The following is a 13,186-nucleotide window of genomic DNA, read 5'->3' on the forward strand; positions in this document are numbered from 1 at the left end:
ACCATTTGGTTATCCCGTTGTGGTGTTGTGTGGATTGAATTGCTGACGTATCAATGCAAAGGCTGCGTGTGTGATTATCGCAATACCCGCATAAAACAGGAATGATTCGATATACATCGGGAAAAAGGTGATCAGTCGCTCACCGAATTCGACCCATGTAGTATCTTCAAAGCGGCCAGAGAAGAAATAAAAGCCGCCACTGGAAAATAATTCGCACAGCGTTAAACCCGCTATCATACTGAGAGAAAGCGGCATCAACGTGCGCCATGTAAATCGATGCTGATTGGCATACCAGCGGCCAGCCAGCCATAATGAAGTATAAGCAGGTAATAAAAATACATAGGCTGGCGTCAGACAGAAACCGCTGGTGCCGCCCCAGGTATAAGCTGCAAAATCAAGTCCCCAGCTGAGCGCCAGAAAGCCCAGTAATGGCCAGGCTGAACGCAAATAAACACCGGCCAGAAAGAAGACTGCCCAGGAAGCACCCGGCAGACTATGCAATGATGCAAAATGATGACCGCGCGTGATCATCATCAGCAATACCAGCGCGAGACCGATACCCATTTGATTGCGAGTGGATAAAATGAACATTTAGTGACTCCTTGTTAAGGTTGATAACGTAAGGTAGCGAAGAAATTACGCCCCGGCTGATTGAAAAATGCTGCTGTTTCATAGTGTTCGTTAAACAGATTCTCGATACGTCCCAGTAGACGCCAGTGTTTGCTCAGTAAATATTCAGCGCGCAGATCGAATTTCACATAGCTGTCAAGCTTGCGCCTATTGCTCAAATCATCAAAGCGTTCGCCTTCAGCAAGAAACATGGCGCCCAACCTGTATCGACCAAATTGGCGATCGATATCCAGGCGAAATGACTGTTCTGCCCGTCTGGGCAATATATTACCCTTATTGAGCCCAGAAGAACGATTTTCCGGATCCAGAAAAGTGAGATTGCCATTTAATTGCCAGCCTTTAATCTGGGTGCTGAGAACAGCTTCCAGTCCACGGATACGCGCCTGATTGATATTAGCCGGTGCACGGATGCTGGCGTCAAACGCAATCAAGTCATCAATGCGGGTTTCATACACATTCAATGCCCAGTTGCCCCAGTCAGCGTTGCCGCGTGCGCCAAATTCAAAACTGCGTGACTCTTCCGGGCGCAGATGGGCATTGCCAAAGCCCGGAAAATAAAGCTCATTAAAGGTAGGCGCTTTAAACGCACTGCCAAAACTGGCCATCAGACGTATTTTGTCGGTGATGGCATAACCCCATCCAGCTCCTCCCGTGACCCGGCTGCCAAATTGCTGATTATCATCATGCCGCAGCGATAACTGCAGGTTATGTGCGGCAAGAGTCGCCTGATGCTGGGCAAACACGCCCCAATTGCTACGCGAGGTCACAGCGTATGCATCTGTGCTGTTGACATGATCATGCTGATAATCCGTACCTACTGTCAGAAGCTGGTTTTTGCCAAAAGATAAATTATTCAGTAAGGAAATGGTATTGCGCTGAGTGTTGAACTTGCTAAAAGGGCTTGAAGGAACATCGTCAATGAAATTTTTGGAATCTTCTCGACTATGGCCACCGATCAAGTTGATCTGCCAGATATCAAAAGGCGAGTAACGCACGGTGCCACCGAAGACCTGCTGAACCATTTTAGTTTTATTAAACTTACTTACAGGAGTTTCATCAAACTTAGATTCATCGAATTCGGCTTTTCCATCAGATTGTAGGAAATTGGCATCGATTTCCAATCCGTTCTGGAAACGATAACCTGCACGAGCAGAACCGGATATATTCTGGTACCCATCCCTGTCCGTGTCTGGTTCTTTGGTACCACAACCCGCGCCACTCGAGCCAGTACAGGCATTAAAACCGCTTGTGCCGATACCGCTTACCATCAGATTAAACCAGCCCTGCTTACTTCCGCCGGAAAGTCCAACCGAACCATTCAGCGTACCGTAGCTACCCCCACCAAAACTAAAATTCGGCTTAATATCAGCGCCATCCCCCTTGCGGGTAAAAATCTGGATCACGCCACCGATTGCTTCGGAACCATAGAGGCTGGAACGCGGGCCGCGCACAATTTCAATGCGTTCAATCTGTTCAATGGGAATATTCTCGAATGCAGTCGTGCCCGATGTGGCCGATCCTACCTTGATGCCATCAATCAATACCAGGACATGATCGGATTCAGTGCCACGCATAAATACTGAAGTATTTTTTCCGGGCCCACCATTATTGGTGATGTTGATACCCGGCACACCGCGGAACAAATCCTCGACTGATCTTGCCTGCTGGCGTTCTATATCCTTGCGCGAAATCACTGTCACCGAAGCGAGCGATGCATCGACTGTCTGTGCAGTGCGTGTTGCTGTAACGATAATAGGCTTTTCTTGATGATCTGTATTGTCAGCCAATACAGTCGTAGCTGCGCCAAGCCATAGCCCAGCCATTGCCGATAGCCGGCATTTTTGCATGATTTCATTCCTCCGCGCACACCCGCGCGTTGTCAGGTTAACAGGTCCGTCTTGCAGAGGAATTCAGTAATAGACAAGCAGATCAGCTTTAACCCGAATATTTCATAAATTCGCGTCATGATCACGCAGGATTTTGATTAATAGGGAAGTTTTGAGAAAGAGGGGTGTAGTGATTCATACACCCGACTGAGCAAAATCTTTCTTATTAATCAAAAGACAAGTGAGGGCACGTGCCAATTTATGAAATATTCGGGTTAATGAAAGCCGATCCGAATGCCGGTTATTGCCCTCCGCAATACCAAAGTATTTAACTTCAGGCCGGTCTCCGGACTCATGAGCGGAATTCATTCCAGATCTGCGCCTTCCCATGTCATCGCACAGTGGCACAATACAGATCGCTAACCCATTTACCGTTGCGGGGGCAGTGCTGGCATTGCCTGAATCATATCAGAGCGCACCAACTTCCCGTTTAACCTTCAAGGTAAAAAAAACCTTGAAGGCACCTGAAGTAAGAGGCGCGCAGACTACAGAATTAAAAAATCAGTGTCAAGTTTTACGGGCAGAGGGCAGTCTGGTGAACTTGTCATTCGAGCCTGAATTTGTCATATACCCGGTCCAAAAACTGTGATCTATTCATCATATTTGTGGAGCTAACAAAGTTTGTTATGATGAAAGCTAAATCGACGCAATTCTATAAAACATAAGGAGATAGCATGCAGCTTGCCGTGTTAGATGTCATTTATGACGTAATATATTGCGTCATTTCGGAGACCTAATTCTAGTTAGACCAAAGAAAATCGGATGCCCGAAAAACGATGGCAAACCTATGAAGAAGTCGCCGCATATCTTCTTAATCAACTTTCTGAACATTTCGGGGTCGGTCGGTTCGAGGGGAAGCAAATCGTCGCTGGTAAGAGCGGAACTGAGTGGGAGATCGATGCGAAGGGCTGCGCGGAAGGCGGTGGCCGAGTAATCGTTGTCGAATGTAAGAGGCATACCAAAAGCGGTATCAGCCAAGCGATCACCGGCTCTCTCGCTTGGACAATTCAAGATGTCGGTGCTGACGGAGGCATACTGGTTTCCCCTCTTGGATTACAAGAGGGAGCGAAAAAAGTCGCCGCCAAAGCCAACATCGTAGAAGTGGTACTGAATCAGGATTCAACAACGACCGACTATATGTTGAGCTTTCTCAATCAGATTCACATTGGAATCTCGGAGACCGTGCACATAACAGAACACCTGCTGATTGAGGTTCGAGACAAGGATGGAAATGTTGTCGATAGACGAGAATACTAGGTCTAACCCTACACTCCAGAGGGATGCTACGCCGACAGGCCGGCTCCGCACCCCTGAGCTTACACGTTAGGGCCCAAGGGTAACTATGACGAACATCGTTATTAAAACAAAGATAGCTCATATAAATATGAGCCCGGTCGGTTTCATTGTTTACGCTGAAAATTTTCTGAGCGCATATAAAAGCTTTGAGCCGGTTGCGCCATTCTGTCCGGCTAAATATTATTTGGTATGTCATTCTCTTGAGTTAGCACTAAAGTCGTACCTTTCGATGAAAGGTGAGCCGACTAAGAACCTTAAATTAGACTTTAAGCATAACCTCCACAGAATCCTACGAAAGTCAAAAGAAATGGGGCTCAACTCGGTCGTCGTGTTATCCGAAGTAGAAGCAGGTGAAATCGAGAAAGCTAATAAATGGTATAACCGAAAGGGCTTTGAATACTTTGACATTCAAAACATTGTTGAGAAAAGAAGCTCGCTGCCTGATTTAGAGGTTCTGTTTGTAATGACAGAAAGAATTATTGGTGTGTTGATGCCTCTATGCTTGGCAGCGGCACAAACGCCCTAACCATACGTTCAAACGGACAATTTAAAGCGGGGCATTTGCTTCGCAAATTTTGTGCCCCGCTTTAAACCACTGCGGTCTACGGCCTCCGTTTTGCCGCTTAACTTGGCATTTGCCTACGAGGAGAAATCGTCGAGGTGACGCTCACGAGTGGTGCGAATGTATGCCTGATGAACAGCTCTGACTTTTCAAGTTATAAGAACGGGCGGCCGCATCGGTGTATCGGAGGGTTGGCGACGAGATCTCGCGTCCGGTTCCAAATCCCGTCTTCCGGTCATACGCGAGGCACCACTTTCTTCGATACCACGCCTCGTTCGTGATCACCCCCGCTCCGGTGCTGGAGACTGGAGATGAAATGTGGCGGAAACATTGTTTTTCTCTAGAAATAGACCATTAACTGCGCACGCGAAAAAAGATATCGGCTTCGTATAGCTTTTACTTAAGCTGCTTTTGCTTAGGCACTTCAATCAACCTGGAAATTTCCTCTTGAAAAATTCTAATTGACAAGAAAATGCTTTTTCATTAACTTTACAAAAAATTTACAAATACATCACAAATAATTAACATAAAAATCACAAATAATTAACAATTTTGTACTTTGTTATATGTAATGTTTTAGTTACTGAGGGAGGACGATATGAAAAAAGGAAAGTTTGTTGCCATATGTTATTCTTTGAGTATAGCGGTAGCGTTATTGGTACAGGTGCTGTTTTAATTGTTAGAAATTAAGAGCATTGGGATCAGGCCTTACCCTTACCATTGACACTCGCTGAATTTCTAAAAGTCAAATACCACCAGCTTCACGGCGGTATTTGACCTTAATTAAGTGAGTTGAGTCATCAAGTCCTATTTGATATCAGGGCAATCGACGTAATCATGATGTGCGGTGATAATCACCACACGATTTTCCTGATTTGGCATATTGTCAGAGCCAGCGGCTTCACCCATCGCCTTGACAACTAATTGGTCGGGACTAGCGCCACTCGCCACCAAGCGTTGTATCACCGCATTGGCTCTTTTTTCTGATAACTCCAGGTTGTAATCTGGTTTACCAATAGTGTCCGCCAATGCAGTAACCGTTGCAGTCACATGGGGATGCGCTTTTAACCAACGCCCCACTCTGTTAATGGTTTCATCTTTGGTTTTAAACGGTACAGCACTACCGCTATTAAAGTAGGCAACTGAATGATGAATCTCGCTCGCTCTCGCTTCATGAAGGTTCTGACTATGCACTTCTGTCAGCCATTTGCACATCTCTTTCTCAGATTCCAAACGATGGTGTGCAGCTGATCTAGCGGCATCCAAAGCCTTTTGTTTCTCATCGATGTTCCAGTAGTGACCCTTCTCAAGATGACCCAGGACATTATTGGCTACTTCCAGATCTTTTTCAGACATCTCCTCATGTAACATGGCTTGACCATAGTGACCAGATCTGGCCGCATCAATCTCAGCTTTCAAATCCGCGGTGTCCATTTTAGGCGTGGCACAAGCTGTCAGGAAGAGTACTAAAGCCGCAAGCGGGAGGTAAATATATTTATTCATGATGATATCCTCGTGACTGAATTAGTCGAAACAGGCTTACTCGCCATTATCCAATGGACCGTAAATAGTCCAATAGCCGGGATAATTCAAACCAAAATAGCGGCTATCTTCACTAAAACGATCCCAGACATAGGCTGGCGCGGCAAACTCGTTAGTTGGAATCGGCGAAGTCAAAAACTCAGCACCACCAACCAACGTTCGGCTCACGCCATGTGCAACTCCTCGAACCAAGCCCCAAGTCAAGCCTACAAGTATGTTTTGTTCATAGGAAATATTGATGATATTTTTCGGGATTTCACCGAGCCCGAAGACCATATTAGCCAGACCTTGGCTTAGTTTGTTGGTAAAACCGGTCATATAGTCTTCTGCCTGGGCTGTTGTTGCCATCATCAGTGAACAGGTTAGAACGCAGGTGGCAAGAATTTTATCTTTACTCATGATGAGCTCCTTGTTTTTCAGATTTGATACCAGGCGAGACCATACACACAGGCATGAAAAAACGCGCAGATCCCACTCCAGATTCTTACCTTGATAAAACACATCTACAAATCAGTGCGTTGTACGTGATATAAACGCCCTTTTTTGTCAAGTTCTAATGCTTCATCAGATTATCGAAATATGCCCACTAAATATATACGTGCAAACACGTAGGGAAATTATTACTGAGAATCGATCAGAAAATCCTTTTTTAGGACTCAAATTATGCAATAAATCCAAAGTTTGAATGCATTTTCACCTCATATTTATTGATCTTAGGTCTTCCTCTTCTTTTTGCTAAAACCCTCTGCCCTGTTCGCATTTCAATCTGTTGTTTAAAACGCTCATGACTAACCGACAAACCCCTGTTAATGCAATGCCTTATCTCTTTCTGTCTGCTTTAAATAAATCTCATGAGCAGACAATAAATTACTTTGCATACCCAGTGCATGACATTAATCACTAGGCCAACTATGATCGGCTGGATCTGAAACCATACCAGCTCGAACTGGATTTAACTCGACATAACGATACAATCCCAGCAAATATACTCATCGCACTTCAAAATTAGGCAGCTATACCTTCTCCCGCTGGGAGAAGGCTGGATTAGGGATAATAAAAACCGAATTTTGAAGTGTGATGAGTATAGTATCCAGTCTACACAAGCAAAGTAAATGGACATGATTTGTCATTAATACCCCGGCATGAATAGAAACTTCATACTTTTTTGCCTATTCTTCCAACCATCCGAGATGCGCCAACATATCTTCATCTGAGGCAAAACAGACTTGACGATTATTGCCTCTCTGGATGATATGCTGCGGAACTCCTATAGGTGATACCAGTGTTAATCGCGCCACGTTACTCATAATATCCTTATTAAAGGTCCGATAATTAGAGCATATTTTATTTCACTCCGACTCCAATTACTCTCTGACTCTAATTACTACTAGAGGTGATACCCAATTGAAAAATACATTTTTACCGTGGCTACCGAATGAGACCAAAGCCTACGCCCATCAATGGTTCTTTATGGCAGCATGTGTGTATGCCATCCTGATGGTGCCATTGGCCATGCTGGCCAGGCATGGCTATGGGCCAGAGGCACTGGCTGCGCCAACCGGCCACGCTTTTGAAATGCTGTTTGGTTTCGCCTTGGCTTTGATCGCCGGCTATCTGCTGGGCCCCATGCCTGCACGACGATTAGCTTTTTTCCTGTTTTTTTGGCTGCTGGCACGGGTAATGGGATTGATCGCCTTAGCCAATTGGCTAACTTTGATCAGTAATGCAATGTTTGTCACACTGCTTGCCTGGCATTTACTCCCTCGTCTGTGGGTTGCGAAGAAATGGCGTAATCGTATGTTGGTGCCATTACTCGGTCTGATTTGTGCGATTACGATTGTCATCGCCTGGATTGACCAGCTTGGCCATCACGGCTTACATCGCTATTTGCTGGATGAAAGCGTGCAATTATTCGCCTTGCTAATGCTGTTCATGGGGGGGCGCATGCTGGCGCCTGCCGTGGCCGGAGAATTTTATCGCCAAGGCATGGAGCTTGAAGCAAGGGTTCAGCCGCGTATCGAAGCCGGGTTGATTGTGACGGTCACAGCGGCTTTCGTGCTTGCTCCGATAGCGGCTTCAGCATCAGGCTTTTTACTGATCATGAGTGGGGCTTTGGCGGGTATTCGTCTGATTCGCTGGCAATTGTGGCATTGCCTGGCGCGGCCTGATCTAATCTGTCTTGGGGTGGGCTACGGTTGGTTGGCGCTGGGACTCGTGCTGCTGGGTTGGGTAAAGCTGAATGGGGGCGATTATTTTAGCACGGCGGTTCATGCGATCACGGTGGGTGCATTAGGCACACTCTCTGCAAATGTTATCGTTCGTGTGACACTGCTGCATGTGAAGCAATATCCTTCACGGATACCGCAGATCGTAGCGATGACCGGGATCATGACCGTTGCCGCAATTACACGCATTGGCGCGGATTTTAGTACACATCGAGAAATGTTATTGGCTGCAGCCGCAGTAGCCTGGAGCGCGAGCTTTCTGTCTGTTCTATTTGTTTTGCTGGATTGCCTAATTAACACGCCACGTCGCAAATCCACATAGGTGTGCCCAAATTTCAGTGTACGAGTCGGTCTATGCAAATGCAGCAGTCAATGCCAATGCTTGATTGCATTAATTCGATCAATATTTTCAGAATTAACGCGAATATCCTCAAATATAATCAGTCTAATTTTTGCAAATAAGCACTGGCATCAGTGTTATCCGTTCCAGTGAAGCTCACTGTTTAAGTACCGGCAGCCGCATAGCTGCCACTGGGACTCTGCTGCGAAGCGCCACCTTCAAAGCCCCAATTCCAGCCACTGATGGAACCCTCGCTATCCGAGCTTCCATCAGTAAAGTTGCACGTCAAACCGGTACACCCCGCGCTCAATGCAGCAACAGGAAGGTTGCTAGCTGGGGCTTCTCATCCACCACTTCCAGCAGCTTGCGATACTTCCCAAGAAAGCGCATTCGACCAGCTATAAAAACTGCTCGCTGCCTTAAAGCCTGATAAGCGAACCCGAAGCTCCCCTTGTGCGGAAATATATTTAGATACATCGGCATTGATTACCCAAGATACGGATACGTCCTCTTCATTGCCAACGGTAGAGGTATTGACAAGTTCCCAGACTTGGCCTTGAAAATTGTACACATAAAAGCTTTGGCTTACGCCAGCTTGGCTATATTGCCCACTATGAGTTACTTTAATCTGCGCGACATTACCAGGAGATTCCGAGATCGTTGTCGTCGCATACCAATCGATTCCCTGACCACCTGATGCTGCAGCGGTCAAGATATCGTAGGTATCATTGTCCACCACCTTAAAGCTTTCCATAGTTCCCCAATCATAGGCTCCTGTGGTAACGGTCACATTCTTGGGATAATAGATCACAGGGGCAGCAGGCGTTGGGTTCGCCGGTGGCGGGTTGCTAACAGTGACATTCTGTGAGCTAGTGGCGCTAGTACCATTATTATCAGTAACAGTGAGCGTTACCGGGTAAGTGCCGGCAGCAGCATAGGTGTAACTGGGGTTCTGCTGTGAGGAAGTAGCGCCACTCCCAAAGTTCCAATTCCAACCGGTAATGGAACCATCACTATCCGAGCTTCCATCGGTAAAATTGCACGTCAAACCGGTACACCCCACGCTAAACGCGGCAACAGGGGAATTGTTAACTGGCGTTCCTCCTCCACTACTTCCCCCCCCACCGCCAGCGGCTTGCGATACTTCCCAAGATAACGCACTCGACCAGCTATAAAAACTGCTCGCTGCCTTAAAGCCTGATAAGCGGACCCGAAGCTCGCCTTGTGCGGAGATATATTTGGATACTCCAGCGTCGATTACCCAAGATACGGGTACGTCCTCTTCATTGCCAACAGTAGAGGTATTGGCAAGTTCCCAGACCTGATCCTGAAAATTGTATACATAAAAGCTTTGGCTTACGCCGGCTTGGCTGTATTGACCACTATGCGTCACTTTAATCTGCACGACGCTACCAGGAGATTCTGAGATCGTCGTCGTCGCATACCAATCGATTCCCTGACCACCTGATGCTGCAGCGCTCAGGATGTCGTAGGTGTTATTGTCCACCGCCTTAAAGCTTTCCATAGTCCCCCAATCATACATCCCTGTGGTAACGGTCACATTTTTGGGATAATAGATCACAGGAGCAGCAGGCGTTGGATTCGGCGGTGGCGGATTGTCGACATTACCGCATATTGGATAAGATGCAGGCGGGCAAATGCCACACATTTGAATGTATTCTGGCGAGTTGGTAGGAAGAGAATTACAAATTGCCGGCCTCACTGTGTGATTCTGCGAGCTAGTTGTGCTGGCACCATTGTTGTCAGTGACAGTAAGAGCTACCGGATAAGTGCCGCCAGCAGCAAAAGTGTGGCTGGGGCTCTGCTGGGAAGAAGTGGTGCCGTCGCCAAAGTCCCAGCTCCAGGCAACAATAGAACCATCGCTATCCGAACTAGTATCAGTAAAATTGCACGTTAGGTCGGTGCACGCCGTGCTGAACGCTGCAACTGGAGGATTGTTAGTTGGCGTTCCTCCCCCACTGCTTCCATCACTATAACTGACAACCACTAACGCATATCGGTTTAACGCTACATTAAAGCTGACTTGCTGATTTGACGTTGTAAAATCCAAGGGATTCAATGTAAGCATACTAAGTAAGTCTGGCGCAGTTACGGCTACACCAGTTACTTGCTTGCCATCTGGAATCTTGAGATTTACTGAAAAAGTGGTTGGTACTGATGTAAAAGAGCCATCGACACCAATAAAATTCACAAATTGCAGAATCGTCTGATTGCCAAGCTGAGACAACTCGAAATGAACGCGGCGGTCAGCATTGGTTGTCAAGGGAATCGTACTGGTTGCCTGAATGGCGCCCGATAATTTCTGAAGTGCTGATGCATCGTTGGAAACAAAATAGTTTTTGCCCAATGTTGCGGAATAGAAAAGTACGCTACCCGCACCAAACGTGTTTTGCTTCTCAGCAGGAAGCGGGCCGCCCTTGCTAAACCCCAGCAGATCAGCCAGCGCGTATTCAGCACGCGCCGTCCCATACTGATCCAGGCCGGTGGGATTGGCACCGGTAATAATCAGCTTTCCGCCGTTCTGGACATACTGCCGCAGGATAGCCGCTTCGCTATCAGAAATCGCTTGAACACCCGGCAAAATCACTGTCTCATAGGGTAATAATTCTGCTGAATCAGCCGGATTGACGACACTCTCAAAAGGAATATGTTGATGCACCAGCATTTTAACCACACCGCGGAATTCGGCCAGATACTGCCGCTCGTATGCGCTGTCTTTCGGGTCTGCGGCCCACCAGAGCGAGTCACCGCCATCTTGCCAGGTAACAAACATTCCCAGTCCCTGAGCCTGATCCACATAGTCCCGGCTTGGAGACGAGTAAAGAACCGCAACCCGTGCGGCAGTTTGAGCCTCAAACAAATAGGGCGTGTTCTGCCGAGCCCAGTCGAACATGCGGGTTCGGAAATCGACGCCTACGGTCGTCGTCATCTCTGGTATCTGTAATTCATAAGGATTGTTCCCAGTTGACAACGCTTGAGCCATCACCAATTCTGCATCATCGGCCTGCTTGCCATAGCTGAATACCCATGATGGCTTCTTGCCCGAAGCTGCACGGGTATACTTATATGCCGAAATAAAAGAGATCCAATCATCCTCAAGCGCGTTGCGCATGCCGACATTATTACTCATCGTGTCCACTTCCCAAACATGGGTCAGCCCCTCTATATGTTTGAGATAACTACCGTCCAGACCATATATTGTCGCACCGTTATAGTCGGTAGGAAGTGTTTCGGCAAAAATAGGAAATTCAGGGTTTACTGAACGGGCCGCTGCTGTCACATCGCGCAGGAATCGAGCAAGCTCCTCATGACGCCAGGCAATCCAACGGCGCCAGCCAGGATCATTCCAATCCTCAGCCACTGGTATAGTAAAACCCGTGTCCACTTCGAACTTGGCCACGGCATCAGGATTAAAGTCGCTCCACTTAGTCGGGCCAAAATCGGCGTATATGGGGACATCAACCCAGAGTCCATCGATGCCGGTTGCAGCTATCTTGCGCACACGCTCGAAGAAATAGCTTCGATAGCCGGGTGAGCTGGGTGACATCCAGGCACTTTCATCATTCGCGGCAACCCAGAAAACTTGACCGCTGCCACCATAAAAAACATTAGGTATCCCACCCAAACCGATTTGTACCCAATCCGGATGTTCCCTGGCCATGGTTTGTTCAATATTCTTGCCGTTGACCGTAATCACTTCTAAGCTGGGGTAATACCAGACTACTTTTAAACCCTGCGCATGTGCTGCGGCTGCGAAGCTTCGCATGAGAGCAAGTTCCTGCTCAAATTCGGCATCAGTTAAATAGTTTGAAAGATCAGAGTCGGCCTCGATGACGGTAACTTTCTGGGCCACCATATTCGAGATGACCTGATCCATCTCTTGTGCTGTCATTCCTATAAATACAGCGGCGCCACCAAGCTTAGCGGTTTTGGCCCAACTACTGAATGCAGCAGGCTCCGCCGCTAGGGCAGTATTAGCTAGGCTGAATGGGTTTATTTGCGAGGGGGAAAATATGGCTGACAACGTGAAGATAAAAAAAACTGCTAATCCTCTCAGACTAATGCACCTTCTTTTCTTAACATACATTTTAACCTCCATCAGTAATGAATAATTATTTGCTAATCGTCGTACCTATAAAACCTCAGCCCCCCCTCTTACTCAGATTGCAAGCGATAGCCTGATCGAAATGCATCTTAGATGCCACCCATCAAAAAAAATATAAGTAAAACACTTAATTTCAACTAAGCAATTTTCTTAAGAATATGAATTAATTGTGAAATATTTTCAGAAACTCAATTTGGCATGTAAATACACCAAGCATGAGTAAATTTCTTTAGAAAATTTACTCATGCTCACGATTTATTCAGAAACACAGCGATACCAAGGAAAAGCACCATATCAAACCGGCAGACCGACTGACGGCAATGCTCACCGATATCGTGAATTTGCGTGATGGCAGCGACCGGTCATTCTGATTTATTGATCAGATCTTGACGCCTACAAGTACTATTCTCTGTGACGTGCCTCAGTGATGGTTGATAGAATCTTCAGTCTGACCTACGATGCCGTTAGGCAGAAGAGTCCAATCCTCTCAAGAAACACAATATATCCACATGATTAGTTGAATGATTTTTTAAGTTGATTGAGGAGCGGGAACGAGTTGCATACCAAGTTTTTCAGCGC

Annotated in this window: 9 protein-coding genes and 1 riboswitch; of the genes, 4 read left to right on the top strand and 5 right to left on the bottom strand. The window is 46.8% G+C overall.

Annotated features, from left to right (window positions below):
* Positions 1 to 9 precede the first annotated feature (9 nt).
* Entirely contained in the window at positions 10 to 591 is a 582-nt protein-coding gene (locus tag BLW34_RS06015) for a hypothetical protein (protein ID WP_090576942.1), read from the bottom strand.
* Between the two features lie 14 nt (positions 592 to 605).
* Entirely contained in the window at positions 606 to 2,477 is a 1,872-nt protein-coding gene (gene btuB / locus BLW34_RS06020) for a TonB-dependent vitamin B12 receptor (protein WP_090576945.1), read from the bottom strand.
* A 298-nt stretch (positions 2,478 to 2,775) separates the two neighbouring features.
* Positions 2,776 to 2,997: riboswitch (cobalamin riboswitch) on the bottom strand.
* A 281-nt stretch (positions 2,998 to 3,278) separates the two neighbouring features.
* On the opposite strand from btuB, the gene BLW34_RS06025 reads away from it, so the two are divergent.
* The 3 genes from BLW34_RS06025 to BLW34_RS17345 all read left to right on the top strand — a co-directional run bounded on the left by BLW34_RS06025 (position 3,279) and on the right by BLW34_RS17345 (position 4,655).
* A complete protein-coding gene (locus BLW34_RS06025) occupies positions 3,279 to 3,773 on the top strand; it encodes a restriction endonuclease (RefSeq protein ID WP_090576948.1) in 495 nt (164 codons plus the stop codon).
* Between the two features lie 85 nt (positions 3,774 to 3,858).
* The gene (locus BLW34_RS06030) at positions 3,859 to 4,338 is read left to right on the top strand and encodes a hypothetical protein (RefSeq protein WP_090576951.1); all 480 of its coding nucleotides are present in this window, start codon (positions 3,859 to 3,861) and stop codon (positions 4,336 to 4,338) included.
* 125 nt (positions 4,339 to 4,463) lie between these two features.
* Positions 4,464 to 4,655: a DUF1883 domain-containing protein gene (locus BLW34_RS17345; protein ID WP_371263920.1), complete on the top strand. Its 192-nt coding sequence runs from the start codon at positions 4,464 to 4,466 to the stop codon at positions 4,653 to 4,655.
* Between the two features lie 526 nt (positions 4,656 to 5,181).
* Here BLW34_RS17345 and BLW34_RS06040 read toward each other — a convergent pair.
* Complete coding sequence (locus BLW34_RS06040) at positions 5,182 to 5,877, bottom strand: OmpA family protein (RefSeq protein WP_218138786.1); 696 nt, start codon at positions 5,875 to 5,877, stop codon at positions 5,182 to 5,184.
* A 36-nt stretch (positions 5,878 to 5,913) separates the two neighbouring features.
* Positions 5,914 to 6,315 (bottom strand): exosortase system-associated protein, TIGR04073 family, encoded by a 402-nt coding sequence (locus tag BLW34_RS06045; protein WP_090576957.1) that lies wholly within the window; start codon positions 6,313 to 6,315, stop codon positions 5,914 to 5,916.
* Positions 6,316 to 7,320: 1,005 nt separating this feature from the next.
* Between BLW34_RS06045 and BLW34_RS06055 the strand changes: the two genes are divergently transcribed.
* A complete protein-coding gene (locus BLW34_RS06055; RefSeq protein ID WP_256203621.1) occupies positions 7,321 to 8,463 on the top strand; it encodes an NnrS family protein in 1,143 nt (380 codons plus the stop codon).
* 361 nt (positions 8,464 to 8,824) lie between these two features.
* On the opposite strand, the gene BLW34_RS16390 is transcribed toward BLW34_RS06055, so the two are convergent.
* Positions 8,825 to 12,589 carry a PKD domain-containing protein gene (locus tag BLW34_RS16390; protein ID WP_218138787.1) on the bottom strand — a complete coding sequence of 1,255 codons (3,765 nt, stop codon included), beginning with the start codon at positions 12,587 to 12,589 and terminating at the stop codon, positions 8,825 to 8,827.
* Positions 12,590 to 13,186: the final 597 nt, after the last annotated feature.

The sequence above is a fragment of the Nitrosomonas sp. Nm58 genome, from assembly GCF_900107335.1.
In the GTDB taxonomy this organism is placed as follows: domain Bacteria; phylum Pseudomonadota; class Gammaproteobacteria; order Burkholderiales; family Nitrosomonadaceae; genus Nitrosomonas.

What these genes read in the sequence shown, in the direction of transcription:
- BLW34_RS06015 (WP_090576942.1), bottom strand. Translation starts at nt 591, where the DNA reads ATGTTCATTTTATCCACTCGCAATCAAATGGGTATCGGTCTCGCGCTG.
- btuB (WP_090576945.1), bottom strand. Translation starts at nt 2,477, where the DNA reads ATGCAAAAATGCCGGCTATCGGCAATGGCTGGGCTATGGCTTGGCGCA.
- BLW34_RS06025 (WP_090576948.1), top strand. Translation starts at nt 3,279, where the DNA reads ATGCCCGAAAAACGATGGCAAACCTATGAAGAAGTCGCCGCATATCTT.
- BLW34_RS06030 (WP_090576951.1), top strand. Translation starts at nt 3,859, where the DNA reads ATGACGAACATCGTTATTAAAACAAAGATAGCTCATATAAATATGAGC.
- BLW34_RS06040 (WP_218138786.1), bottom strand. Translation starts at nt 5,877, where the DNA reads ATGAATAAATATATTTACCTCCCGCTTGCGGCTTTAGTACTCTTCCTG.
- BLW34_RS06045 (WP_090576957.1), bottom strand. Translation starts at nt 6,315, where the DNA reads ATGAGTAAAGATAAAATTCTTGCCACCTGCGTTCTAACCTGTTCACTG.
- BLW34_RS16390 (WP_218138787.1), bottom strand. Translation starts at nt 12,589, where the DNA reads ATGTATGTTAAGAAAAGAAGGTGCATTAGTCTGAGAGGATTAGCAGTT.